25 protein-coding genes, 1 tRNA gene and 1 pseudogene are annotated in these 23,113 nt (G+C 71.1%); 9 read left to right on the plus strand and 18 right to left on the minus strand.

Annotation, left to right across the window (positions count from 1 at the left end):
* Positions 1 to 79: 79 nt before the first annotated feature.
* Positions 80 to 541 carry a GatB/YqeY domain-containing protein gene (locus OG373_RS18865; RefSeq protein WP_189971963.1) on the minus strand — a complete coding sequence of 154 codons (462 nt, stop codon included), beginning with the start codon at positions 539 to 541 and terminating at the stop codon, positions 80 to 82.
* Positions 542 to 609: 68 nt separating this feature from the next.
* Between OG373_RS18865 and OG373_RS18870 the strand changes: the two genes are divergently transcribed.
* The 3 genes from OG373_RS18870 (at position 610) to OG373_RS18880 (ending at position 2,381) form a co-directional block, all read left to right on the plus strand.
* Positions 610 to 1,548, plus strand: a complete 939-nt coding sequence (locus OG373_RS18870; protein WP_405439331.1) for a metallophosphoesterase — start codon at positions 610 to 612, stop codon at positions 1,546 to 1,548.
* Between the two features lie 12 nt (positions 1,549 to 1,560).
* The gene (locus tag OG373_RS18875) at positions 1,561 to 2,268 is read left to right on the plus strand and encodes a Pr6Pr family membrane protein (RefSeq protein WP_405439332.1); all 708 of its coding nucleotides are present in this window, start codon (positions 1,561 to 1,563) and stop codon (positions 2,266 to 2,268) included.
* Positions 2,269 to 2,307: 39 nt separating this feature from the next.
* Positions 2,308 to 2,381, plus strand: a tRNA-Pro gene (locus OG373_RS18880).
* A 78-nt stretch (positions 2,382 to 2,459) separates the two neighbouring features.
* Here the strand turns inward: OG373_RS18880 and OG373_RS18885 are convergent.
* Positions 2,460 to 2,774 (minus strand): annotated as a pseudogene (locus OG373_RS18885) (tyrosine-type recombinase/integrase); the annotation flags it as partial.
* A gap of 183 nt (positions 2,775 to 2,957) precedes the next feature.
* Here OG373_RS18885 and OG373_RS18890 point away from each other — a divergent pair.
* Entirely contained in the window at positions 2,958 to 4,334 is a 1,377-nt protein-coding gene (locus OG373_RS18890) for a pentapeptide repeat-containing protein (RefSeq protein WP_405439333.1), read from the plus strand.
* Positions 4,335 to 4,471: 137 nt separating this feature from the next.
* Here OG373_RS18890 and OG373_RS18895 read toward each other — a convergent pair whose 3' ends face one another.
* The gene (locus OG373_RS18895; protein ID WP_405439334.1) at positions 4,472 to 4,636 is read right to left on the minus strand and encodes a hypothetical protein; all 165 of its coding nucleotides are present in this window, start codon (positions 4,634 to 4,636) and stop codon (positions 4,472 to 4,474) included.
* 816 nt (positions 4,637 to 5,452) lie between these two features.
* On the opposite strand from OG373_RS18895, the gene OG373_RS18900 reads away from it, so the two are divergent.
* Positions 5,453 to 6,052, plus strand: coding sequence for a DUF4352 domain-containing protein (locus OG373_RS18900; protein ID WP_405439335.1), 600 nt, complete (start codon positions 5,453 to 5,455; stop codon positions 6,050 to 6,052).
* A gap of 102 nt (positions 6,053 to 6,154) precedes the next feature.
* On the opposite strand, the gene OG373_RS18905 is transcribed toward OG373_RS18900, so the two are convergent.
* From OG373_RS18905 to OG373_RS18925, 5 genes are all read right to left on the minus strand, one after another.
* Complete coding sequence (locus tag OG373_RS18905; RefSeq protein ID WP_405439336.1) at positions 6,155 to 6,433, minus strand: hypothetical protein; 279 nt, start codon at positions 6,431 to 6,433, stop codon at positions 6,155 to 6,157.
* 52 nt (positions 6,434 to 6,485) lie between these two features.
* A complete protein-coding gene (locus tag OG373_RS18910; RefSeq protein ID WP_405439337.1) occupies positions 6,486 to 6,977 on the minus strand; it encodes a DUF5956 family protein in 492 nt (163 codons plus the stop codon).
* Between the two features lie 53 nt (positions 6,978 to 7,030).
* Positions 7,031 to 7,627 carry an HD domain-containing protein gene (locus OG373_RS18915; RefSeq protein WP_405439338.1) on the minus strand — a complete coding sequence of 199 codons (597 nt, stop codon included), beginning with the start codon at positions 7,625 to 7,627 and terminating at the stop codon, positions 7,031 to 7,033.
* Between the two features lie 6 nt (positions 7,628 to 7,633).
* Positions 7,634 to 8,935 carry a cytosine deaminase gene (gene codA, locus OG373_RS18920; protein WP_405439339.1) on the minus strand — a complete coding sequence of 434 codons (1,302 nt, stop codon included), beginning with the start codon at positions 8,933 to 8,935 and terminating at the stop codon, positions 7,634 to 7,636.
* Between the two features lie 200 nt (positions 8,936 to 9,135).
* The gene (locus OG373_RS18925) at positions 9,136 to 9,303 is read right to left on the minus strand and encodes a hypothetical protein (protein WP_158720973.1); all 168 of its coding nucleotides are present in this window, start codon (positions 9,301 to 9,303) and stop codon (positions 9,136 to 9,138) included.
* Between the two features lie 97 nt (positions 9,304 to 9,400).
* Here OG373_RS18925 and OG373_RS18930 point away from each other — a divergent pair, with 97 nt between their 5' ends.
* Positions 9,401 to 11,206, plus strand: coding sequence for a prolyl oligopeptidase family serine peptidase (locus OG373_RS18930; RefSeq protein WP_405439340.1), 1,806 nt, complete (start codon positions 9,401 to 9,403; stop codon positions 11,204 to 11,206).
* A 43-nt stretch (positions 11,207 to 11,249) separates the two neighbouring features.
* On the plus strand, positions 11,250 to 12,011 hold the full coding sequence (locus OG373_RS18935; protein ID WP_405439341.1) for an SURF1 family protein: 762 nt from the start codon (positions 11,250 to 11,252) through the stop codon (positions 12,009 to 12,011).
* A 65-nt stretch (positions 12,012 to 12,076) separates the two neighbouring features.
* Here the strand turns inward: OG373_RS18935 and OG373_RS18940 are convergent, their stop codons facing one another.
* The 7 genes from OG373_RS18940 to OG373_RS18970 all read right to left on the minus strand — a co-directional run bounded on the left by OG373_RS18940 (position 12,077) and on the right by OG373_RS18970 (position 18,158).
* Positions 12,077 to 13,171: a hypothetical protein gene (locus OG373_RS18940; protein ID WP_405439342.1), complete on the minus strand. Its 1,095-nt coding sequence runs from the start codon at positions 13,169 to 13,171 to the stop codon at positions 12,077 to 12,079.
* Positions 13,168 to 13,860: a SigE family RNA polymerase sigma factor gene (locus OG373_RS18945; RefSeq protein ID WP_405444117.1), complete on the minus strand. Its 693-nt coding sequence runs from the start codon at positions 13,858 to 13,860 to the stop codon at positions 13,168 to 13,170. The genes OG373_RS18940 and OG373_RS18945 overlap by 4 nt, the downstream gene beginning before the upstream one ends.
* Before the next feature lie 212 nt (positions 13,861 to 14,072).
* Entirely contained in the window at positions 14,073 to 15,146 is a 1,074-nt protein-coding gene (locus OG373_RS18950) for an aspartate-semialdehyde dehydrogenase (RefSeq protein ID WP_405439343.1), read from the minus strand.
* Positions 15,143 to 16,417 carry an aspartate kinase gene (locus tag OG373_RS18955; RefSeq protein WP_030383676.1) on the minus strand — a complete coding sequence of 425 codons (1,275 nt, stop codon included), beginning with the start codon at positions 16,415 to 16,417 and terminating at the stop codon, positions 15,143 to 15,145. Before OG373_RS18955 ends, OG373_RS18950 begins: the two co-directional genes overlap by 4 nt.
* Before the next feature lie 120 nt (positions 16,418 to 16,537).
* The gene (locus OG373_RS18960) at positions 16,538 to 17,185 is read right to left on the minus strand and encodes a DUF5063 domain-containing protein (RefSeq protein WP_405439344.1); all 648 of its coding nucleotides are present in this window, start codon (positions 17,183 to 17,185) and stop codon (positions 16,538 to 16,540) included.
* Positions 17,178 to 17,777 (minus strand): recombination mediator RecR, encoded by a 600-nt coding sequence (gene recR, locus OG373_RS18965; RefSeq protein ID WP_397732879.1) that lies wholly within the window; start codon positions 17,775 to 17,777, stop codon positions 17,178 to 17,180. The genes OG373_RS18960 and recR overlap by 8 nt, the downstream gene beginning before the upstream one ends.
* 36 nt (positions 17,778 to 17,813) lie before the next feature.
* A complete protein-coding gene (locus tag OG373_RS18970) occupies positions 17,814 to 18,158 on the minus strand; it encodes a YbaB/EbfC family nucleoid-associated protein (protein WP_397732880.1) in 345 nt (114 codons plus the stop codon).
* Between the two features lie 270 nt (positions 18,159 to 18,428).
* On the opposite strand from OG373_RS18970, the gene OG373_RS18975 reads away from it, so the two are divergent.
* On the plus strand, positions 18,429 to 19,175 hold the full coding sequence (locus OG373_RS18975; RefSeq protein WP_397732881.1) for an SLATT domain-containing protein: 747 nt from the start codon (positions 18,429 to 18,431) through the stop codon (positions 19,173 to 19,175).
* A gap of 120 nt (positions 19,176 to 19,295) precedes the next feature.
* Here OG373_RS18975 and OG373_RS18980 read toward each other — a convergent pair whose 3' ends face one another.
* From OG373_RS18980 to OG373_RS18990, 3 genes are all read right to left on the minus strand, one after another.
* Entirely contained in the window at positions 19,296 to 19,946 is a 651-nt protein-coding gene (locus OG373_RS18980; protein WP_397732882.1) for a hypothetical protein, read from the minus strand.
* A gap of 98 nt (positions 19,947 to 20,044) precedes the next feature.
* Positions 20,045 to 20,710, minus strand: a complete 666-nt coding sequence (locus tag OG373_RS18985) for a GntR family transcriptional regulator (protein WP_405439345.1) — start codon at positions 20,708 to 20,710, stop codon at positions 20,045 to 20,047.
* Positions 20,711 to 20,906: 196 nt separating this feature from the next.
* Positions 20,907 to 22,268 carry an aspartate aminotransferase family protein gene (locus tag OG373_RS18990; RefSeq protein ID WP_405439346.1) on the minus strand — a complete coding sequence of 454 codons (1,362 nt, stop codon included), beginning with the start codon at positions 22,266 to 22,268 and terminating at the stop codon, positions 20,907 to 20,909.
* 179 nt (positions 22,269 to 22,447) lie between these two features.
* On the opposite strand from OG373_RS18990, the gene OG373_RS18995 reads away from it, so the two are divergent.
* Positions 22,448 to 23,077: a DJ-1/PfpI family protein gene (locus OG373_RS18995; RefSeq protein ID WP_405439347.1), complete on the plus strand. Its 630-nt coding sequence runs from the start codon at positions 22,448 to 22,450 to the stop codon at positions 23,075 to 23,077.
* The last annotated feature ends 36 nt before the right edge of the window (positions 23,078 to 23,113 follow it).

A 23,113-nucleotide genomic window follows, 5' to 3' on the forward strand; every position in this document is an offset into this window, starting at 1 on the left:
CCCCCGCCGAAACCGGCCGGGGCCCTCCCTCTTTACGTGCTCGCGCTCGTGTTCGCGCTCGTGCTCTTGTGCTGCGGTCCTACGAGAGCTGCTGCTTGACGACGGCGGCGACACGCCCGCCCTCCGCCAGCCCGGCGACCTTCGGGTTCACGATCTTCATGACGGCACCCATGGCCCGCGGCCCCTCGGCACCGGCCGCCCTGGCCTCCTCCACGGCCTGCGCCACGATCGCGACGAGCTCGTCGTCGCTCAGCTGCTTGGGCAGGTACGTGTCGAGGAACTCGCCCTCCGCGGTCTCCCGTGCGGCCTGCTCGGGACGGCCGCCCTGGGCGAAGGCCTCGGCAGCCTCGCGGCGCTTCTTCGCCTCCTTGGCGATCACCTTGAGGACTTCCTCGTCGGAGAGCACACGTGCTTCCTTGCCCGCGACCTCCTCCTTGGTGATGGCGGAGAGGGTCAGGCGCAGCGTGGACGAGTGCAGCTCGTCACGCGCCTTGATGGCGGTCGTGAGGTCTTCCTGGAGCTTGGCCTTGAGCGTGGTCATACAGGTGAGTCTGCCAGGTACGGGGCCGGTGGCGCTCACCTGTTTTCCGGGTCTGCGACGATGGGTCCATGCGTGCGCGTTACGGAGTACCCCTGAAGGCTGCTGCGGGAATCGCTGCGGTGGGGGCCGCAGGTGTGGCCTATGCCGCCGGTTTCGAGGCGCGGTCCTTCCGCCTGCGCCGGGTCACGGTGCCTGTCCTTCCCCGGGGGATGCGCCCGCTGCGCGTACTCCAGGTGTCCGACATCCACATGGTCGGCGGGCAGCGCAAGAAACGTGCCTGGCTGCAGTCCCTGGCCGGGCTGCGCCCCGACTTCGTCGTCAATACCGGCGACAACCTCTCGGACACCGAGGGCATCCCCGAGCTGCTCGACGCCCTGGGCCCCCTGATGAAGTTCCCGGGCGTGTACGTCTTCGGGTCGAACGACTACTACGGGCCGCGGCTGCGCAACCCCGGGCGCTACCTGCTCGAAAAGGCGCAGGGCCGGCACGGGCTGAACGGCAACAAGCCGGTCGTCGGCGCCGTCCACAACCCGTGGGAGGAGATGCGGGACGCCTTCGACGCGGCCGGCTGGCTGAACCTCACCAACACCCGGGCGCGGCTGAAGCTGGACGGCCTGGAGCTGGCCTTCACCGGGCTCGACGACCCGCACATCAAGCGGGACCGCTACACGGAGGTCGCCGGCGGCCCGGAGGCGGACGCGGACTTCTCGATGGCCGTGGTGCACGCCCCGTACCTGCGCGTCCTGGAGTCCTTCACCGCCGACCGGTACCCGCTGATCCTCGCGGGCCACACCCACGGCGGGCAGCTGTGCATCCCCTTCTACGGGGCCCTCGTCACCAACTGCGACCTGGACACCGAGCGGGTGAAGGGGCTCTCCACGCACGAGGCCGAGGGCAACCGCGCGTACCTGCACGTCTCGGCGGGCTGCGGCACGAACCGGTTCACCCCGGTCCGCTTCGCCTGCCCGCCGGAGGCGACGCTCCTGACCCTGACCCCGCAGGCGTAATACGCTGCCGGGATGACCGCAGCGTCGCGCCTCGTCCCGGTGGTGTTCCGCGGCCTGATCTGCGCGGCGGCCGCGGTGGGGCTGGTCATCGACTGTGCGTACGGGAGCGTGCCCGTCGTCCTGAGCTACTTCACCATCTGGACGAACATCCTGGTCGCGGTCGTCCTCGGGGTGTCCGCGGCGCGCGCCCGGCAGCGCCGGCCCGACATCGCTCCCCTCTACCGGGGCGGGATGCTGCTCTTCATCCTGGTCACCGGGCTGGTCTTCCACCTGGTCCTCGCCAACCCGTCGAGCCCGTTCAACGTCGTCGCCGAACTCGACCGGCTCACCGGCGCCCGGGCCGTGGCCAACCAGCTCCTCCACACGGTCACCCCGGTCGGCGCCCTCCTGGACTTCCTTTTCCTCACCACCCCGCGCACCCTGCGCCCGCGCCACGCCGCCCAGTGGTTGGCGTACCCACTGGCGTACGTGACCTTCGCGCTGGCCCGCGGCGCCCTGCTCACCCCCGGCACCGGGCGCCGGTACCCGTACCCCTTCATCGACGTGGCCCAGTACGGCTACGCCCGCGTGGTCGTGAACGCCCTGGTCCTGGGCGCCGCCTTCTACGCCCTGGGCCTCCTCCTGGTCGCGGCGGACCACTACCGCCCACCGTCCCGCCCGGCTCCGCGCCCGCCCCGCGAAAACCGGATTTCGTCTCCGGCGAGAGGTCCGCTAAAGTAATCGATGTCGCCAGGGCAGCAAGCGCTGCAAGGCGGCGATCGGGGTGTAGCGCAGCTTGGCAGCGCGCTTCGTTCGGGACGAAGAGGTCGTGGGTTCAAATCCCGCCACCCCGACAGCTGAAACACCAGGTGAGAGCCGGTGCAGGGAAACCTGCACCGGCTCTTTCTGCGTCCGGGTGACTAACTGAGTGACTACGGCTTCTGGGCGCCCTTGAAGATCTCGTCCATGGCCGTCGCCCCGATCTGGATCACGGGCCTGATCTGCTTCCGGTAGACCGCCTCGGTGACGGCCGTCCCGGAGTGGCCCACCAGCCGGGAGATCTCTTCGAGCGGGACCCCGTTGTCGGACAGCAGGGACACGAAGCTGTGCCGCAGCTCCCGCGGCGTCCACTCCTTCGCGTCGACCCCCTCGGCGCCGGTGATCGCCTGCCGGAAGGCGCGCCGGACGTTGGTCGAGTCCAGCTCGGTCCCCGTGGCGGAGGAGAAGACGAGCCCCCTCTCCGTCCACGGAATATTGCGATGTGCGGCAGCACGGGCGGCACCGCAGCGGGATCCCCCTCCAGGAGGACGTGGTCCCCGGCGATGCGTCGCAGGCAGGCCGTCGTGATTTCATGCGGCATCCAGGCGTCCTGCGGTGTGGGGCGGCGCGTTGCCGCCGTCAGCAGCGGACCGTGATGTTGTGGTGGAGGGATGAGAGGACTTCTGCCCCGGCAGCGGCCGGAACACCAGCGCGGTCTGCGTCTGTGGCCGATCCGCCGGGTCCTTGTGCTCGCCTTCGCTGCCACCGCTGTCGCGGCCGCGGGCGTGTTCTTCATCGGGTGGAAGCTACTCGGCGTTCAGGGACTGGCATCCCAGCAGCGCATCAGCACCAATACACTGTTCGACCTCGCAAAGTTGTCCTTCGGCGTGGTCGCGGGCGCCGGCGCCCTGGTCGCCCTGGTCGTTGCCTACCGGCGTCAGAAAGTCGGCGAGGATGCTGTCGAACGCGAGAAGGCTCGCCTGCACAACGAACGCTTCACCAACGCAGTAGATCAGCTCGGCAACGAATCCGAAGCCGTGCAGCTCGGCGCCGTGCACGCCCTGGCCAGCCTGGCTGACGACGCCCCCAGTCGCGACTTGCGCCAGACCTGCATCGACGTGCTGTGCGCCTACCTCCGTCTGCCCTACACGGCCAAGGCCGACCTGCCGGAGGGTGACGCACAGGCCCAGCACAGCTACCTGGCCCTGAGGGAAGTCCGGCACACCGTGATTCGCCTCATCCGAAACCACCTCCGGCTCGCTCCCGAACATCCGCACTCGTGGCAGGGCCACCAGTTTGACTTCACCACCGTCACCTTCGACGGGGGAGACTTCTCCTACGCGGTGTTCTCCGGCGGCACGGTCAACTTCTTCGGGGCGGAGTTTTCCGGCGGAAAGGTCAGCTTCTCCGGAGCGAGGTTCTCAGGCGGCAAGGTCGTCTTCCGCGATGCGAAGATCTCTGACGGCTTGGTCAACTTCTACGGCGCCATGTTTTCCGGCACACGGGTCGACTTCTGCAACGTGAAGGTTACCGGCGGCAAGATCACCTTCCGCAACTCGAACGTCTCCAACGGCATCGTCGACTTCCGGGACGCAGAGGTCTCTGGAGGCACCATCAGTTTCCGCGGGGCGGAGATCTCCGCCGGCAGGGTCAATTTCGCCGGCGCGGGGTTCACCGGTGGCACGATCGACTTCCGCTGCATGAAGTTCGCCGGCGGCACGGTCAACTTTTCCGGCGTGAGATTCTCCGGCGCTCGGGCCGAATTCTCCGATGTGCAGGTCTCCGAGAGCCAGGTGACCTTCTTCGGAGCGAAGATCTCCGCCGGTAGGGTCAATTTTCGCGGCGCGGGGTTCACCGGTGGCACGGTCAACTTCGGCGCGGCGTTCGCCAGGGGCACGGTCAACTTCTCCGGAGCGAGGTTCTCCGGCGGCACGGTCGACCTGTCGACGGCAAGCGGCGTCCCGCCAACGGGCCTGCTTCCGGAGCACGGAGGGTCTCTCCCCGCAGGGGTGACCCTGCCCATTGCCTGGTATCCGACGGAGGTCTGACGATGGCCAATGCCGGCCGGGGCCACGAGTCTGGGGCAGTTCCGCGATGCGAAGCAACCGCTGCGATCTGACGGTCGAAGCTGCGAACCCAGGTTGAATGTCCGACGGATCCATCCGTCCCCCAGGTGGAGGGGTGGTCAGTCCCAGCCGCTGATACCGGGCTGGCCGGGGAACAGGCCCTTGCAGTCGCCGAAGCGGACGGTGTCGCTCTGGGAGCTGGTGCGTTCGCAGCGCTGACGGTCGTTCTCGCCGTCGTGGTCAGCGGATTCAGAACACGAAGCGGCTAACAGGGATATGACCACGAGAATGGCGCCGACTCCGCAGCCTATGGCACAGCCAGACGGCTTCGGAGGCGAACTGGGGGACGGCGCGGCCACAGCAATGGACCGGCGGGCGGACGCGGGCCGGGTCACTCCGGGGCGGCGCGAGGGTGCGGGAGTGGCTCCGGTGAATCCGGCCTGCGGGTGTCCGGCCATTTGCGCGTGATAGGCGGCGGCCCTGATCTCGTACCCGCGGGTGCACGGGTAGCTTTGCCCGCATCCGGCATACAAGCATCTGAGGGTCGAGGCCATGGCGGTTCTCCGTGGGGTTTGAGGCGGGAAGTCCAGCAAGAGCGAGACCGCCCGAGCGGCGTTGCCGAGCAATGCATGGTGGACACCATCACCCTTGGGCCCGTAGTCGCGCAGGATTTTGCAGGTCTTATGCGGGCGAAAGTGGGCTCGACCCGCGTCCTACCCCCACTTGTGTCACCTGTTGCGGTCCTCTTTCCCGGGAGACGGCTTGGAGGAAATCTTCCTCCGGCGTCTCCGAAGATCTTGGTCGGGCCGGACGTACACCACAGGCTCGACCTGCGCTTATGCGCCCGAGACCCGTGCAGAATTCGGGTGGCGCCCCCCGACGCTGAAGTACCGAGAAAGAGCCGGTGCAGGGAACCCTGCACCGGCTCTTTCTGTGTCCGGCTGACTACCTGAGTGGCTACGTCCCCTCCTTCGGGAGGTTCCAGCGTGGCAAGCGCCGGGCGGTTGAATGTTCGATTGTCACGGTTTGAACATTGCTGCACCCGCGCGCACACGCACCCATACGGTGACCGGATTCGCACTCGTCCTGTGGGGGTTCCCTTGTCTCAGCAGTTCTCGCCGCCCGGTCAGCCGCAGCCCGGGTACGGCTACCCGCCCCCGCCACAGCCGAAGAAGTCCAGCGCGGGGAAGATCGTCGGCTTCTCGTGTCTGGGCATCGTGGGATTCGTCGTGCTCATCGGCGTCCTCGGCGCGTTACTCGGCGGTGGGAGCGGCGACGAGACGGCGAAGGAATCCACGCCTGCGGCCGCTGCACCGTCCGCGCCGGCGAAGGCGCCCGAGTCCAAGCCGTCCTCTGCCGCACCGGAGAAGAAGGCCGCGGTCGACGTTGTTGCGAAGAAGGCTGAGTTCAAGAAGAGCATCATCGCGCAGGGCGACGCATACACGAGCGTGTCCGTCACGATCACGAACAACAGCAGTAAGCCGATCAACGTGAACCCGCTCTACTTTGCGATCACCGACACGAACGGCACCAAACACATGGCTGAACTCGGGGCCGACGAGGACCAGATCGCCACGGTGGAGCTGGCCCCGGGCGAGAACGTGATCGGCGCTATCACCGGCAAGGGTGCGTTCACAGCGAAGACGGTGACGTACACGGATGGTCTGATCGGCAAGGGGGTTCGCGCTGACGTGTCCTGACGCCTGCAGGGTGACGCCTCGCCCGCAGAGCCGACCGGCCACCCGACTTGGTAAGACCAGGTCAAGGGCTTGATCCGCATCGCGGGTCGGGCCCTTCCTGCGTCAGTAGGGGCGGGGGGACATGATGTGGGGTTCCGTGGACGGGGTCTCGAAGATGCAGCGGGGGACGCCCGGGCCGGGGGTCGCGCGGACCGTGACCTGGGTCGGGGGGTTCGTCGGCAGCTCGACGTGGACGGTCACCGGGTGATCGTGGTGCGTCGTGGCGTAGCCGGTCTCCTTGCCGTCGACCAGTACCTCCACGACGGCGGTGTGACCGGTCTGGACGGTGGCGCTCACCGAGTGCCCGTCGTGGTCGATGTGGAAGTGATGGCGCCGACGCATGAGATCGCCTCCCGCGGTACCCCCTCACCCCAGGGTAGCCACGTCCCACCCCTCAGGGCCCGGCGAGTTCGGCGAGGGTGGTCCGGGTCAGGGCGAGGAGGGTTTCGGCGGGTGCCGCGGAGGCCAGGGCGTCGAGGTGTTCCAGCAGCGCGCCGACGGTGGTGAAGGGGCCGACCGGGCGGAGCAGCCAGAGGCGGCCGCGCGGGCGGGGCGGGAGCCCCAGCGCGGCAAGGGCCTCGTCGGCCTCCCGGTCGAGGTCCCGGAGGTCGGGCTCGGGCAGCGGGGCGCACTCCACGCCGGTGATGTGGCCGTGGCCGTCGAGGGAGGTGTCCACCGCCCAGTGGGTGGAACGGTCGGGGACCCAGGTGCGGGCCGCCGGAGGCCAGACGTACGGGAGGAACACCCAGCGCAGGTCCTCGGGGGCCAGCTCCCAGCCGAGCACCTCCAGCTCCCGCATCTCGGGCAGCCGGTCCGGTTCCAGTTCGCTGCGGCCGGTGCGGCGCAGTGCGAGCGGGTGCGGTGTTCCGTCCTCGTCCCACGACATGCGGGCACGCTATCCGACCCGGTGGGCGATATGCGTGACCCCCGCGTACGGGGCTACGCCTGCGGCCGGTCCAGCGGGTTGGCCGCGATACGGACGGCCGCGCCGCCGGCCACGTACGCGGCGGCTGCGCAGTCCGGCTTGCGTACGGCCTGGTCCTCGACCAGGGCCAGGAACGCGGCGCCGAAGTCGCCCCGCGGGTGCGCGGCGAGGAGGTCGGCGGTGAAGGCGGGGTCGAAGGAGGCGAGGCCCAGGCCCGAGACGTCCGCGCTGGTGCCGACCTGCAGGAGGTGGCTCTCCACGTCCTCGGCCGCGCTCACGTCGTCCCGCATGTGCAGGACGATGACCTCCTCGGCGCGCGCCCGGCGGGCCGCCGGCCAGCCCAGGCCCGCCGTCAGGACGCGGGCGACATGGCCGCCCGCCTCCTCGAAGGGAAGGGTGTGGCTGTCGAAGGGCGCGGTCAGGCCCAGGTCGTGGAGCAGGGCGCTGACGTAGAGGAGTTCCGCGTCGTACGCCAGCTCGTGCTGCTGCGCGTAGCGGGCCGCGAAGGCATAGGAGCGGACCGAGTGGTTCAGGAGGGTCGTGTCCGCGTACCCCGCCGCGATCTCGTGGGCGGCGCGGGCCGATGCGGTGTCAAGAGTCCATGTCTGCATGGGGCGTCAGCGTAGGCGGCGGCCGAAATCGACCTCGGACGGGGGCTCCCCGGGCCAGTTGAGCCGGGTCGGGGCGGGCGGGGTCTCGGCGAGGACGGTCCCGCGCGAGACGACGTACCGCGGGCGGACCTGGCGGCGGATCGCCTCCTCGGGCGAGGGGGCCGGGAGCAGGACGAAGGAGGCGGGGGCGCCCGCGGTGATGCCGTACTCCGCCTCCGCGAGGCCGAGCACGCGCGCCGCGTTCTCCGTCACCATCGAGAAGGCCAGCGGGACCTCGTCGCCGCCGGTGAGCTGGGCGGCGTACAGCCCGACGAGGGCGGTCTGCAGCGGGTTGGCGGTACCGAGCGCGTTCCAGGGGTCCATCACGTCGTCGTGGCCGAAGGCGACATTGACCCCGGCCGCCAGCATCTCCTTGACCTGGGTGAGGCCGCGGCGCTTGGGATAGGCGTCGAAGCGGCCCTGGAGGCCCAGGTTGGCGAAGGGGTTGGAGACGAGGTTGATGCCGGAGCGGGAGAGCAGCCGCTGGAGTTTGTAGCTGTAGGCGCCGTTGTAGGAGCCCATGGCCGTGGTGTGCGAGGCGGTGGCGCGGCCGCGCAGCCCCGATCGCATGGCCAGGGTGGCCAGCACCTCCACGAAGCGCGACTGCTCGTCGTCGATCTCGTCGCAGTGCGCGTCGACCCGCAGGCCGTGTTCCTCGGCCAGCGCGAAGGCCGTGTGCAGCGAGGCCACGCCGTCCTCGCGGGTGTCCTCGAAGTGCGGGATCGCACCCACGACGTCCGCCCCGCGGGCGACGGCCTCGCGCAGCAGTCCCTCGCCGCCCGGGAAGGAGACGACGCCCTCCTGCGGAAAGGCCACGATCTGCAGGGTCATGAAGTCCCGCACCCGGTCGCGGACCTCCAGCAGCGCGTCGAGTGCCGTGAGGTCCGGGTCGGTGATGTCGCAGTGGGTCCGCACGTGCAGCACCCCGTGGGCGGCCTGCCAGCGCAGTACCTCGGTGGCCCGCGCGATCACGTCCTCGCGGGTCAGGGTCCGCTTGCGCTCGCTCCAGCAGGCGATGCCCTCCCAGAGGGTGCCGGAGGCGTTGGGCCGCGGCTCGCCTGCGGTCAGGGCCGTGTCCAGGTGGATGTGGGGCTCGACGAAGGGCGCGCTGAGCAGGCCGCCGTGGGCCTCGATGAGGATGCCGGTGGCGGGTGGTTCCTTCTGGTCGTCGTACGGGATCACCCGCGCGATGCGGCCGTCCTCCGCGACCTCGACGTCGGAAAGGCCGTGGGTGTGCAGCAGCCGGGCGCCCCTGACGATCATCCGCATGGCGCCAGCCTAGGGGGTGTCCTGCCGGTCGGGCCGGATCAGGGAGCGGTGTCCGGTGCGTGCGATCGCAAGGCCGAGGAGGGAGTCGACGCGGAGCGTCGGCGACCGACGAGAACGCGGCGAGCGTGCGTGCCGGACACCGCGAACCCGGCCTGATCGGCGGGACACCGCCCGGGGGGTGTCCTGCCGGTCGGGTCGGACTAGCCGCGCTTGGCCTGGGCCTTCTGCTGCATGCCGCGCGTCTTCGCGGCAGTGCTGTGGATGTCCCGGACCGCGGCTTTGGCTCGGGCCTCGGCGGCCGTGTTCTTCGCCTGTGCGCGCTCGGAGTCCTGATGGCGGTGGTGGCCGGTGTGAGCCTTCTTGGCCATGATCGTTCCTCCTCGGACGGGACGGCCGATGCGTTCCACTCTGCGCCCGTTCCGGGCGGTCGGCATCCCGGGGACCGCTGCGGCCACAATGGGGCGCATGACCAGCGACAGTGAGATGACCCCCGACATGCCCGACTGGGAGAAGCGGTTCCGGGCACCGCGCGTCGGGCTCCCCGACTGGGCCGAGGACGCCCCGGACCGTTCGCTCTTCGTCTCCAACGCGACCGGAACCTTCGAGATCTATGCCTGGGACCGCGCCACCGGCGCGCAGCGGCAGGCCACCGACCGCCCCAACGGCACCACCGACGGCACCCTCTCCCCCGACGGCGAGTGGATCTGGTGGTTCTCCGACACCGACGGCGACGAGTTCGGCACCTGGGTGCGCCAGCCCTTCGCGGGCGGCCCCGACGAACCGGCCACCCCGGGCCTTGCGCCCTCGTACCCCGCCGGGCTGGCCATCGGGCGTGACGGTACGGCCGTCGTGGGGCGCTCCACCGACGAGGACGGCTCCACCGTCCACGTGGTCCGGGCGGACGGCTCCGCGCCCACCGTGATCTACCGGCACCGGGAGTCGGCCGGCGTGGGCGACCTGTCCCGCGACGGAACGCTCGTGGCCGTGGAGCACACCGAGCACGGCGACGCGATGCACTCCGCCCTGCGCGTCCTGACGCTCGACGGGAGCACCGTCGCCGAGCTGGACGACTCCCGGGGCGGGACCGAGGAGCTGGGTCTGGAGGTCCTCGGCTTCGCGCCGGTCGCCGGCGACACCCGGCTGCTCGTCGGCCACCAGCGGCGCGGCCGCTGGGAGCCGATGGTCTGGGACGTGGCCACCGGCGCCGAGCAGGAGCTCGCGATCGACCTGCCGGGCGACGTCAGCGCCGAGTGGTACCCGGACGGCAGCGCGCTGCTGGTCGCGCACAGCTTCGAGGCGCGCAGCGAGCTGTGGCGCTACGACCTGGCCGCACGGGAGCTCGTACGCGTGGACACGCCGCCGGGGTCGGTGTCGGGGGCCACCGCGCGGCCCGACGGGACGGTGGAGTACCTGTGGTCCTCGGCCGCCGAGCCCTCGACGGTACGGTCCACCGCGGGCGGGATCGTGCTGGACCCGCCCGGTTTCCGGGCGCCCGGTTCGCTGCCGGTGGAGGACGTGTGGGTCGAGGGCCCGGGCGGGCGGATCCACGCGCTCGCGCAGCGGCCGGCGGGCCACGGCGAGGGCCCCTTCCCGACGATCTTCGAGATCCACGGCGGGCCGACCTGGCACGACAGCGACGCCTTCGCGTCGGCCCCGGCGGCCTGGCTGGACCACGGCTTCGCCGTGGTGCGGGTCAACTACCGCGGCTCGACGGGTTACGGCCGCGAGTGGACCGACGCCCTCAAGCACCGGGTCGGGCTGATCGAGCTGGAGGACATCGCGGCGGTCCGCGAGTGGGCGGTCTCCTCCGGCCTCGCGGACCCGGCGCGCATGGTGCTGTCGGGCGGTTCCTGGGGCGGGTACCTGACGCTGCTGGGCCTGGGCACGCAGCCCGACGCCTGGGCCGTGGGGCTGGCCGCCGTGCCGGTCGCGGACTACGTGACGGCCTACCACGACGAGATGGAGGCGCTGAAGGCCCTGGACCGCACCCTCTTCGGCGGCACGCCGGAGGAGGTCCCGGAGCGCTTCGAGGCCTCCTCGCCGCTGACGTACGTGGACGCCGTGAAGGCACCCGTCCACATCGCGGCGGGGGTGAACGACCCGCGCTGCCCGATCCGCCAGATCGACAACTTCGTGGACCGGCTGGCCGCGCGCGGGGCGGTGCACGAGGTGTACCGCTACGACGCCGGGCACGGTTCGCTGGTGGTGGAGGAGCGGATCAAGCAGGTACGGATGGAGCTGGAGTTCGCGCTGAAGCACCTGCCGCACTGACCCTGCGGGAGGGCGACCGGTGCACCCCCCGTACCGTGGTGGGGTGCACCGGTTTCTCCTGACCCCGCGCTGGTGGGGGATCAACGTCTTCGTCGCGCTCGCCGTTCCCTTCTGCCTGTTCATGGGGTCCTGGCAGCTCGGCCGGTTCGAGGACCGCGTCGACAGCCACCGGGAGGCGTCCGCCGAGCGGCCCGCCGATCAGGTGGCCTCGCCCCTGGACTCGCTGCTCCCGGTCGACAAGACGACCTCGGGACGGTTGGCCTCCACGGCCGGGGAGTACGGCGACCAGCTGCTGGTGCCCGAGCGCCGGCTGGACGGCCGGTCCGGGTTCTACGTGCTGACCCTGCTGAAGACCGACTCCGGCAAGGCCGTCCCGGTGGTCCGGGGCTGGCTGCCGGGGGCGGCGGATCCCGCGAAGGTGCCGGCTCCGCCCACCGGGCGGGTCGAGGTCACCGGGGCCCTGCAGGCGTCGGAGAACGCCGGTACGAAGGGGGTCCACGCCGAGGGCGGGCTGCCGGCCGGGCAGCTCGGGGTGATCTCGGCGGCCTCTCTGGTCAACCTCGTCGCATACGACCTGTACGACGCCTGGCTGACCGTGCAGACCCCGTCGGACGGAATGGTTCCGGTGCCCGCGCAGGCGCCGACCAACACCGGGCTCGACCTGAAGGCCTTCCAGAACCTCGGCTACACCGGCGAGTGGTTCGTCTTCGTCGCCTTCGTGCTCTTCATGTGGTTCCGGCTCTACCGCCGCGAGGTGGAGACCATCCGCGACGCCGAGGCCGGCCTGCTGGAACCCGCCGCCTAGGCCGTCCCTTTCGGATCTTGCCGGGCCCGGCCTTCGGGCTGCCCGACCGGTCGGCAGGACGTCCCTCAGGACACCGGGATCGCGCCCGTCCGGTACACCGTTCCGCCGCAGGCCTCGGGGATCGTCGTCTGGGTGGTCGCGGCCCCCGACTGCGGGGTGTGCGAGACGGCCACGCCCGGCGGAGTCTGGCCCGAGCCCGCCGCGGGGTCGGAGGCGACCCCGCTGCCCGCGCCGGCCGAGGTGCCCGCGGAATCGGTCTGCGGCGGCTTCCCGCCCGCGTCCGGGCTGCCCGACGTACAGGTCTCCCCCGACGGCACCCACGCGAAGCGGACCTCGTACGCGGTGTTCGGCGGGAGCACGAGGGCCGCGGACGCCGCCGACGGATCGGGCAGCAGCCCGGTCGCGGCATCCCCCGCCGTGTGGCCGACCACCGCGACCGCGGAGCCCGAACCGGTCCCGGTACCGGCAGCAGGGGCGGCCGTCACGGCGTCCTGGCCGTTGACCGCGCAGGCCTGCGCCGAGACGTTGGCGACCCGGAAGCTGCCGTACACCCTGCCGTCGGTCTCCGGGGGCCGGGCCGAGCCCACCACCCCGAGCTGGTCCGCGCCGCACCCGGGCACGCCCGGCGCCGCCACCGGCGGCATCGGCCCCGAGCCGACCACGGACCCGCCGGAACCGCCGGGTCCGGCGGTGGTACCGGCGCCGGACGGGCCGGCCGCCTGACCGCCCGCCTGGGAGCCCGCCGTGGCGTCCGGCTGCCCGGTGACACCGCCGATGGCCGGTACGTCGCCGAAGGAGCGGCTCGACCTCGGGGGGTCCCCGAATCCGTTCTGGTGCGGGTCGGAGGCGTGCGCGTCCCGCCTGCCCCCCGCGGCCTGGCCGTGCCCGGCCATGGCCGGGTGGTCATCGGCCGCGGCGCCGGCTCCCGACATGTGCAGGGCGGCCGGGATCGCGGTCCCGGCGAGCAGCACGGCGGCCGCGGCGCCTACGAGGGCGGCCCGGCGGTTGCGGGTCCGGCGCGCGGGGACGGCGTACCGCAGTCGCTCCAGCGCGTCCGCGGAGGGCTGCAGGCCGTCGACGGCCCCGCGCAGGAGGATGCGCAGCTCCTCTTCCCCGCTCGATCCGCTCGATCCGCTCGGCGAAGTGTGGTCGTCCATCATGACTGCGCAGCCTCCATCGCCACCCGCAGCGCGGCAATGCCCCGCGATCCGTATGCCTTCACCGAGCCGAGCGATATTCCGAGCGTCTCGGCGACCTGGGACTCCGTCATGTCCGCGAAGTAGCGCAGGACCAGCACCTCGCGCTGGCGGCGCTGCAGCCCGCGCATCGCCTTGATCAGATCGTCCCGCTCCAGCTGGTCGTACGCGCCCTCTTCGGCGCTCGCCATGTCGGGCATCGGCTTCGAGAGCAGCTTGAGGCCGAGGATGCGGCGGCGCAGCGCGGACCGCGAGAGGTTCACGACGGTCTGGCGCAGGTACGCCAGGGTCTTCTCCCGGTCACGGACCCGGTTGCGGGCGGAGTGCACCCGGATGAAGGCCTCCTGGACCACGTCCTCGCAGGAGGCAGTGTCGTCGAGGAGCAGCGCGGCCAGGCCCAGGAGCGAGCGGTAGTGCGCCTGGTAGGTGGCGGTGAGGTGGTCGACGGTGGTGCCGGCCACCACCTCGGCCGTCTCGCTCTTGGCTGCCCCGTCCGCCTCAGCGCTGTCGCGCGGTGCGGGCACGAGGCCGCCCCGGATCGGTACGGCGGTCCGTACGGGCGCCTCTGACGGCCCCGCCGGCGGGACGGGCACGATCACGGGGAGACCGCCGCCGGGCGTGCGAAGACCCCGGCGCGACGGGATGATCCCGATCTGCGCCGGCCGGACGACTGGTTCGAGCAGTGCCTCTGCCACGCCAGTTGGACACGCGTCCCCCCATCAGGGTTGTACGCGCGAGGCAGTCTCACCGCCGCAATCCCTATTGCCCTCATGCGTACCCGCTCTTCCCGATTGCCCCGTCTTATCGAGACGGCAGTCGGGCCATCACCTTGATCAAGGGATCAGCACCGATCCTACAAAGCGAATTACGCAAATTCACCTGCGATCAGTTCCGCGATCTGTGTGGCATTCAGCGCTGCGCCCTTGCGGAGATTGTCGGCGCACACGAAGAACTCCAGGGCGCAGGGGTCGTCGAGCGAGGCCCGCACCCGTCCCACCCAGGCAGGATCCGTCCCGGCGGCGTCCACGGGGGTGGGGAACTCCCCCGCCGCGGGGTCGTCAACGAGCACCACGCCGGGCGCGGCCTCCAGGATCTCCCGGGCGTGCGGGGCCTCCACCTCGCGCTCGAACCGGGCCCGCACGGTCAGCGAGTGCCCGATCAGCACCGGTACCTGAACGCAGGTCACGGACACCGGGAGCTGCTCCAGTTCCAGGATCCGGCGCGTCTCGCCGCGTACCGCCAGTTCGTGCGAGGACCAGCCGTCCGCGCGCAGCTCGCCGGACCAGGGCACGACGTTGAGCGCGAGCGGGGCGGCGAAGGGGCCCATGTCCTCGCCCACGGCGCGGCGGACGTCCCCGGGCTGCTCGCCCAGGGAGGTGCCCGCGACCAGCGACTGCTGGCGGCGCAGCGCCTCGGAGCCGGCCCGGCCGACGGCGCTGGCGGCCTGGTACGAGGAGACGACCAGGTCGCGCAGGGAGTACTCGGAGTGCAGCGCGCCCAGCGCCGCGATCATGGTGGCGGTCACGCAGTCCGGGCCGGCGACGATCCCGCGCGGCCGGATCCGCGCGGCGTGCCCGTTGACCTCGGGCACCACCAGCGGGACCTCGGGGTCCTCGCGGAAGGCGGCGGACAGGTCGATGACGACCGAGCCGCGCGCGGTGACGACCGGCGCCCACCGGGCCGAGATGTCGGCCGGGGTGAGGAAGAGGGCGATGTCGCCCGGTCCGAGGCCGTCGAAGGCGTCCTCGGTGAGGGCGATCACCTCGCTCTCCTGCGCACGGACGGTCAGCATGCGGCCGGCCGAGCGCGCGGAGGCGATCAGGCGGATGTCGCCCCAGACGTCCGCGCGCAGGGACAGCATCTGGAGCAGGACCGAACCGACTGCTCCGGTCGCCCCGACCACGGCGAGTGCCGGGCCGGAGGACCGGGTGCGGGTCATCGTCCGGTGCCTCCGTAGACGACGGCTTCGTCACTGTCGGAGTCGAGGCCGAAGGCCGTGTGCACGGCGCGGACGGCCTCGTTGACGTCGTCCTGGCGGGTGACGACGGAGATGCGGATCTCGGAGGTCGAGATCAGCTCGATGTTCACGCCCGCGTCGGACAGCGCCTGGAAGAACGAGGCGGTGACGCCCGGGTTCGTCTTCATGCCCGCGCCGACCAGGGAGATCTTGCCGATCTGGTCGTCGTAGCGCAGGGAGTCGAAGCCGATCGCGCCCTTCGCCTTCTCCAGGGCCTCGATGGCCTTGTGGCCCTCGGCCTTGGGGAGGGTGAAGGAGATGTCCGTGAGGCCCGTGGAGGCCGCGGAGACGTTCTGCACGATCATGTCGATGTTGATCTCGGCGTCCGCGATGGCGCGGAAGATCGCCGCGGCCTCGCCCGGCTTGTCCGGGACACCGACGACCGTGATCTTGGCTTCGGAGACGTCGTGCGCGACTCCGGAGATGATGGCGTGCTCCACCTGCGCGTCCCCTTGCGGATTCTCGTTGCTGACCCAGGTGCCCGGCAGTCCGGAGAAGGACGAGCGGACGTGGATCGGGATGTTGTAGCGGCGCGCGTACTCGACGCAGCGGTGCAGCAGCACCTTGGAGCCGGAGGCCGCGAGCTCCAGCATGTCCTCGGAGGAGATCCAGTCGATCTTCCGGGCCTTCTTCACGACGCGGGGGTCCGCGGTGAAGACGCCGTCCACGTCGGTGTAGATCTCGCAGACCTCGGCGTCCAGCGCCGCGGCGAGGGCGACGGCGGTGGTGTCCGAGCCGCCCCGGCCGAGGGTGGTGATGTCCTTGGAGTCCGCGGACACGCCCTGGAAACCGGCGACGATGGCGATGTTGCCCTCGTCCAGCGCGGTGCGGATTCGGCCCGGCGTGACATCGATGATGCGCGCTTTGTTGTGGACCGAGTCGGTGATCACGCCTGCCTGGCTACCGGTGAACGACTGGGCCTCGTGACCCAGGTTTTTGATCGCCATGGCCAGCAGGGCCATGGAGATCCGCTCTCCGGCGGTCAGCAGCATGTCGAATTCACGCCCGGCAGGCATCGGGGATACCTGCTCGGCGAGATCGATCAGCTCGTCCGTCGTGTCGCCCATCGCGGAAACCACGACGACCACCTGGTGGCCGTTCTTCTTGGCATCCACGATCCGCTTGGCGACGCGCTTGATGCCCTCGGCATCGGCTACGGAGGAGCCTCCGTACTTCTGCACGACAAGGCCCACGTGCGCTCCTCGCTCAGTCCGTCTCATTGCTGGTGCAGTGTAACGAGCGACCGGGATCCGCCCGCTTCGTACCACATCATGAGACGAGAAGATCAGAGAATGAGTTCCCGGTCAGGGCGCTCACTTGCGGCCGAGGCCGCCGAGCTCCTCGGCCATCACCTGTCCGGCCTGCTCCGCGAGGTCGTCCTCGGCCAGGTCCTCGTCCGTGTCCAGGCCGTCCAGGGCCGCCAGCGGCTGGTCCAGGCGGACGTGGGCGATCAGCGACTGGAGGGCGCGCAGGGTGGCCGAGGCCGTCGGACCCCAGTTGGTGAAGTACGAGAACTGCCACCACCACAGCGCCTCGGTGATGCGGCCCGACTGGTGGTGAATGAGCCCGTGCCGCAGGTCGGCGACCACGTCGGCCAGGTCGTCGGAGATCCGGTGGGCCACCGGGGCCTTGCGCGGCTCGTACGGGTCGAAGACCTCGGAGTAGACGTCGACCGGCTCCAGCATGATCGCGAACCGCTCGCGCAGGTCGTCCACGTCCGGCTCCGGGCCGAGATCGGGCTCGTAGCGCTCGTCCGGCAGCACGTCCTGGTACGCGCCCAGCCGGCCGCCCGCCAGCAGCAGCTGGGACACCTCCAGGAGGAGGAAGGGCACCGCACTGTCCGGGTCCTCACCCTTGGCCACTTCGGTGACCGCAACGATGAACGACTCGATCTGGTCCGCGATCGAGGCGGCGAAGTCGTCCGGATCCTGGCCGAGGGCGTGCAGCGTTGCGTCAGACATCGAGAAGTCGCCTTCCTTCAAAGGCCCGCCCCAGCGTGACCTCGTCCGCATACTCCAGATCTCCCCCGACGGGGAGCCCGCTGGCCAGGCGGGTGACCTTCAGGCCCATGGGCTTGATCATGCGGGCGAGGTAGGTGGCGGTCGCCTCGCCCTCCAGGTTGGGGTCGGTGGCCAGGATCAGCTCGGTCACCTCGCCGTCCGCCAGCCGTGCCAGCAGTTCGCGGATGCGCAGGTCGTCCGGGCCGACGCCCTCGATCGGGCTGATCGCGCCGCCGAGGACGTGGTACTTGCCCCGGAACTCGCGCGTGCGCTCGATCGCGACGACGTCCTTCGGCTCCTCCACGACGCAGATGACCGTGGTGTCCCGGCGCGGATCACGGCAGATGCCGCACCGCTCCTCCTGCGCCACATTCCCGCAGACCGCGCAGAACCGGACCTTGTCCTTGACCTCCAGCAGCGCGTGCGCGAGGCGGCGGACGTCGGTGGGCTCGGTCTGCAGGATGTGGAAGGCGATCCGCTGCGCGCTCTTGGGCCCGACGCCGGGCAGCCTGCCCAGTTCGTCGATCAGGTCCTGAACCACGCCTTCGTACAACGGACTGCCTTCTTTCGTCGGGTAGGGGGAGGGGGGCTAGAACGGGAGGCCGGGGATACCGCTGCCGCCGCCCAGGCCCTGGGCCAGGGGGCCCAGCTTCTGCTGCTGGAGCGCCTGCGCATTCTCGTTGGCCGCCTGCACCGCGGCGACCACCAGGTCGGCGAGCGTCTCCGTGTCCTCGGGGTCCACGGCCTTCGGGTCGATCACCAGGGAGCGCAGCTCACCGGAGCCGGTGACGGTCGCCCGGACCAGACCGCCGCCGGCCTGGCCCTCGACCTCGGCCTGTGCGAGCTCCTCCTGCGCGACCGCGAGATCCTGCTGCATCTTCTGGGCCTGCTGGAGCAGCTGCTGCATGTTGGGCTGGCCACCACCGGGAATCACAGGGCACTCACTCCATACGTCGTACGTCGAGACCTTCGGAACGCTTGGTCAATCCGAGCCTACGTGCTCCCCGGGCGCCGCGCCCTACGCCGTGAGGACCAACTCTTTCGAGTGAGAGTCGGGGCGTACGCGTACCTGCTGGAGACCTCCTTGCGGGCGGAAATCCCGGGAATCGTCGCCCATCGCCCGTCATTCGAAGGTAGGAAGAGCATGCGCATCATTGCGCACACGCGCACCACCACACGTCAGCGCAGGCAGAGGGAGTGCCGGGTGAGCCAGCCGGAGATGCAGCCCGAGGGGCCACCCCGGGATCCCCGGGAGGAAGGCGGCGGACCGATGGCGGCGGGCGATCTGACCGGCCGGCCGTTCCCCCTCGGGGACTGGGGCGAGCCCGCCGAGCGGCTCGACGAGCTCTACCGGCGGGTCGAGGCCGACGCGCTGCGCACGGCCGAGTGGTACCTGTCCGACCGGGCGTGGAAGCGGCGCGGTGCGCGCGTGCTGCGCGCCGGGGCCGCCGTCGGCGCGGTAACGGGCGCCTCGATGCCGCTGCTGGAGCTGACCGGCTCGATCCCGGGCGCCTCCACGTACGGCTACCTCGCGCTGCTGCTGGGTGCGGCCGCGCTGGCCTGCGACCGGTTCTTCGGGCTGACGTCCGGGTGGATGCGGGACGTGGCCACGGCCCAGGCGGTGCAGCGCCGGCTCCAGACCCTCCAGTTCGACTGGGCCTCGGAGAACGTGCGCGAGGTGCTCGGCCCCACCGAGGGCACGGCCAGCGAGGCCGCCGAGCGGTGCCTGACCGTGCTGCGCCGTTTCTCGGAGGACATCACGGAACTGGTGCGCTCGGAGACGGCGGACTGGATGGTGGAGTTCCGGGCCGGGCCCGCACCGCTGGTGATGCAGTCGCTGGGGTCCTCCGTCGGGCGCGCGGACGCGAACATCCCGCCCGCCCGCTTCCCGCTGCCGCCGGGCACCAGACCGAACATGCCCCGGCAGCGGCCGCCGGAGCAGCCGCGCTGAGGGACGGGCGGGGCCCGGGTTCCGCGCAGCGGACCCGTACCCCGCCCACCGGCTGGACCCGTACCCCGCCCACCGGCTGGACCCGTACCCCGCCCACCGGCTGCGGCCCCGGCCGCCGCCTCAGCTGAAGATGATCATCGAGCCCTGGCCGAGACTCCGCGTCGCGGCCGCGTGCAGTCCCAGCCATACGTGCCGCTCACGGGCGAAGGGGCTGTCGTCGTACGGAATCGGCCCCGCCGGCTCCTCCAGCAGCGTCGGCCGCCCCGGCGGCGCCGGCGCGGCGGGCGGGTTACCCGGGTCTATCCCGATGGCGGGGGCCACGAACAGCAGCTCCCGCAGCAGCCCCTGCACGGACCCCAGCGGCCCGCCCCCGGCCAGCAGCTCCTCGTTGGCCAGTGGAACGGCGAAGTCCACCGGGACGTACGCCCCCGCGTGGTCGTAGTGCCACACCAGGTGCGACTGCTGGGCCGTCGGCTCGAACATCTCCAGCAGCTGCTCGTAGTCCCCGCCCAGCTCGTCCACCGGGGTCACGGGCAGCCCGCAGAGCTGGAGCAGGTACGCCCTCCTCAGGAAATGCAGGGCGTCGTAGTCGAAACCGGCCACGGGGGCGACGTCCCCGCTCAGGCCCGGCATGTAGGCGAACACGGGCACGGACGGCAGTCCGGCGGCACCCAGCGCCTTGTCGTACGAGGCGATCTCTTCCGCGAAGGGGTTGTCGGGGCTGTGGCACAGCACGTCGACAAGGGGGACCAGCCACAGGTCACAGGCCACTCGGCCTCCGATCAGTCGTTGTCGCCGATCGGGCCAGAGTAGTGGCCCGGACACCCTCCGCGAAGGGGTGCGCAGAACCTCGGGCCCGGCCTCGGGCCTCAGAGCCGGGCGGCCCAGGCCAGCGCGTGCTCGTTGTAGCCCCGTACTATGCCGCGCACCGCGTCGGCGTCGGCGAGCGTCACCGCTTCCACCAGCTCGCTGTGCCCGTCCCACAGCGCCGTCCGCAGCTGCGGCTCGCGCTGGAGGTGGGGGACGGCGAAGACCCAGCACTGCACGCGGATGCGGTGCAGGAACTCGGATATGTAGGTGTTGGCGACCAGTCCGCTCAGCTCCCGCCAGAAGCGCAGGTCGTAGCCGATCAGGACTTCGAGCGAACCGCTCTGCGCGGCTCGTCTCGCCTCCTCGCCCCGGCGGCGCACCGACACGAGCAGCTCGCCGGCGCCGGGGGCGGTGCCGCGCTCGGCGAGGCGGCGGAAGATCCCGTCCACGACGAGCGAGCGGGCCTCGATCATGCCCCGGAAGTCGTCGACCGTGAAGATCCGCACGCGGAAACCGCGGTGCTGGACCAGTTCGAGCAGCCCCTGGGCCGAGAGGTCCACGAGTGCCTCGCGCACCGGGGTCGCGGAGACCTCGTACTGCTCGGCGATCTGCTTGACGGTGAACTCGGTCCCCGGAGGCAGGCGTCCCGCGAGCACTTCGTCCCGCAGCGCGTCCGCGATCTGCTGGCGAAGTGTGTTGCGGGTGACAGCGCCGCTGCCTGGCATAGGGGTCCGTCTCCTGTCGTAGGGCTTCGGACACCATAGGCCAGACAAGGCGGCTGAAAACCGATCGGTAGCCAACCGATATACGGAATCCGCACCCGCTGTGCGGATGCGGATTCCGGGCCGGTCCGGTTGGTTCCCGCGCAGGTCGGCGGGAGGCAACCGGAGGGCGGAGAGGGCCTGGCCGGCCGGAGAGCGCCTAGCCGGCCGTGGTGTGACGGTCCGCGACGGTGAGCGCCTCGTCCAGCAGGGCCAGGCCTTCCTTCGCCTCGGCCTCCGTGACGTTGCACGGGGGGACGACGTGGGTCCGGTTCATGTTCACGAACGGCCACAGGCCGGAGGCCTTGCAGGCCGCCGCGAACTCGGCCATCGGCGCGTTGTCCGCCCCTGCCGCGTTGTAGGGGACCAGCGGCTCGCGCGTCTGCTTGTCCCGTACGAGTTCCAGGGCCCAGAAGGCACCGAGCCCGCGGACCTCCCCGACCGAGGGGTGCCGCTCGGCGATCTCGGCGAGCGCCGGGCCGATCACGTTCTCGCCGAGGCGGGCGGCGTGCTCGACGATGCCCTCCTCCTCCATCGTGTTGATCGTCGCGACGGCGGCGGCGCAGGCCAGGGGGTGGCCGGAGTACGTCAGTCCGCCCGGGTAGGGACGGGTGGCGAAGGTCTCGGCGATGGCGGCCGAGATGGCCACGCCGCCGAGCGGCACGTATCCGCTGTTCACGCCCTTGGCGAAGGTGATCAGGTCGGGGGTCACGTCCCAGTGGTCGGCGGCGAACCACTTGCCGGTGCGGCCGAAGCCCGACATGACCTCGTCCAGGACGAAGACGATGCCGTGGCGGTCGCAGAGCTCACGGACGCCCGCGAGGTAGCCGGCCGGCGGGGTCATGATGCCGGCGGTGCCGGGCACGCTCTCCAGAATGATCGCCGCGATGGTCTGCGGCCCCTCGAAGGCGATGGTGTCGGCGAGGTGGGCGAGGGCGCGGGCGCACTCCTCGGCCTCGGTGGTGGCGTGGAAGGCGGAGCGGTAGAGGTACGGGCCCCAGAAGTGCACGACGCCGGCGGCGGCCGTGTCGGAGGGCCAGCGACGCGGGTCGCCGGTCAGGTTGATCGCGGCGGCGGTGGCCCCGTGGTACGAGCGGTAGGTGGAGAGCACCTTGGCGCGGCCCGTGTGCAGACGGGCCATACGGACGGCGTTCTCGACGGCCTCGGCGCCGCCGTTGGTGAAGAAGATCTTGTCCAGGTCGCCCGGGGTCCGCTCGGCGATGAGGCGTGCGGCCTCGGAGCGGACGTCGACGGCGAAGCCGGGCGCGAGGGTGCAGAGCCGGGCGGCCTGCTCCTGGATCGCGGCGACGACCTTGGGGTGCTGGTGGCCGATGTTGGTGTTGACCAGCTGGGAGGAGAAGTCGAGGAAACGCTTGCCCTCGTAGTCCCAGAAGTACGACCCCTCGGCCCCGGCGACGGCGAGGGGGTCGATCAGGGCCTGGGCGGACCAGGAGTGGAAGACATGCTTCCGATCTGCGTCCTTCACGGCGGCAAGGGTGTGCGGGGTGACATGAGGGGTCATGACGTCACGCTAGAAGTGCGCAGGTGGGGCGGGATATCGGCGGACTGTATGCGGGTGGGGCGCCGCTCTCGGCAGTCTGTCTGCGAGGGGCCTCGGAGCCCCTCGCGGGATTGACAGCATCCTGTCGTTATGACAGTCTATTGTCATAGAGCAGGAACCACGCTGGAGGCGAAAGCACCATGAGCGAGACCCCGCGCAAGCCCGTCCACCTCGCGGTCTACGACACCTACGCGGACTGGGAGACCGGCCACACCACCGCGCACCTCACCCAGCGCGGTCACGTCGTGCGCACGGTCGGCATCGGCGCGGCGCAGCCGGTGACCACCATGGGCGGTCTGCGCGTCCAGCCCGATCTGGCCCTGGCCGACCTGCGTCCGGAGGACTCCTCGCTGCTGATCCTCACCGGCGCGTCCCTGTGGGACACGAGCGAGGAGCTGGCGCCCTTCGCGGCGAAGGCGAAGGAGTTCCTCGCCGCCGGTGTGCCGGTCGCGGCGATCTGCGGAGCCACCGCCGGACTCGCGCGCGAGGGCCTGCTGGACGGCCGGACCCACACCAGCGGCGCCTCCTTCTACCTGGCCGGGCAGCCGGGCTACGGCGGCAGCGACCACTACGTCGAGGCCGACGCGGTGACCGACGGCGACCTGATCACGGCCGGGCCGACGGAGCCGGTGGCCTTCGCCCGCGAGGTCTTCGCCCGGCTGGACGTCTACAAGCCGGACGTCCTGGACGCCTGGTACGGGCTCTTCCACGACTCGGACCCGGACGCGTACCCGGTCCTGATGGCCGCATCGGCGGCGGGCGATGCGTGAGACGACGCGCGGGCCGCTGCCCGTCGGGGACTCGCA

The organism is Streptomyces avidinii (assembly GCF_045161815.1).
GTDB lineage: Bacteria > Actinomycetota > Actinomycetes > Streptomycetales > Streptomycetaceae > Streptomyces > Streptomyces avidinii.

Excerpts from the sequence above, each read along its gene's own strand:
- OG373_RS18950 (WP_405439343.1), bottom strand. The coding sequence starts at position 15,146 with ATGACCCGCACCCGGTCCTCCGGCCCGGCACTCGCCGTGGTCGGGGCG.
- OG373_RS18910 (WP_405439337.1), bottom strand. The coding sequence starts at position 6,977 with ATGTCGTGGGACGAGGACGGAACACCGCACCCGCTCGCACTGCGCCGC.
- OG373_RS18865 (WP_189971963.1), bottom strand. The coding sequence starts at position 541 with ATGACCACGCTCAAGGCCAAGCTCCAGGAAGACCTCACGACCGCCATC.
- OG373_RS18930 (WP_405439340.1), top strand. The coding sequence starts at position 9,401 with ATGACCAGCGACAGTGAGATGACCCCCGACATGCCCGACTGGGAGAAG.
- OG373_RS18995 (WP_405439347.1), top strand. The coding sequence starts at position 22,448 with ATGAGCGAGACCCCGCGCAAGCCCGTCCACCTCGCGGTCTACGACACC.
- codA (WP_405439339.1), bottom strand. The coding sequence starts at position 8,935 with ATGCGGATGATCGTCAGGGGCGCCCGGCTGCTGCACACCCACGGCCTT.
- OG373_RS18875 (WP_405439332.1), top strand. The coding sequence starts at position 1,561 with ATGACCGCAGCGTCGCGCCTCGTCCCGGTGGTGTTCCGCGGCCTGATC.
- OG373_RS18905 (WP_405439336.1), bottom strand. The coding sequence starts at position 6,433 with ATGCGTCGGCGCCATCACTTCCACATCGACCACGACGGGCACTCGGTG.
- OG373_RS18925 (WP_158720973.1), bottom strand. The coding sequence starts at position 9,303 with ATGGCCAAGAAGGCTCACACCGGCCACCACCGCCATCAGGACTCCGAG.
- OG373_RS18985 (WP_405439345.1), bottom strand. The coding sequence starts at position 20,710 with ATGCCAGGCAGCGGCGCTGTCACCCGCAACACACTTCGCCAGCAGATC.
- OG373_RS18890 (WP_405439333.1), top strand. The coding sequence starts at position 2,958 with ATGAGAGGACTTCTGCCCCGGCAGCGGCCGGAACACCAGCGCGGTCTG.
- OG373_RS18915 (WP_405439338.1), bottom strand. The coding sequence starts at position 7,627 with ATGCAGACATGGACTCTTGACACCGCATCGGCCCGCGCCGCCCACGAG.
- OG373_RS18960 (WP_405439344.1), bottom strand. The coding sequence starts at position 17,185 with ATGTCTGACGCAACGCTGCACGCCCTCGGCCAGGATCCGGACGACTTC.
- OG373_RS18870 (WP_405439331.1), top strand. The coding sequence starts at position 610 with ATGCGTGCGCGTTACGGAGTACCCCTGAAGGCTGCTGCGGGAATCGCT.
- OG373_RS18940 (WP_405439342.1), bottom strand. The coding sequence starts at position 13,171 with ATGATGGACGACCACACTTCGCCGAGCGGATCGAGCGGATCGAGCGGG.
- OG373_RS18990 (WP_405439346.1), bottom strand. The coding sequence starts at position 22,268 with ATGACCCCTCATGTCACCCCGCACACCCTTGCCGCCGTGAAGGACGCA.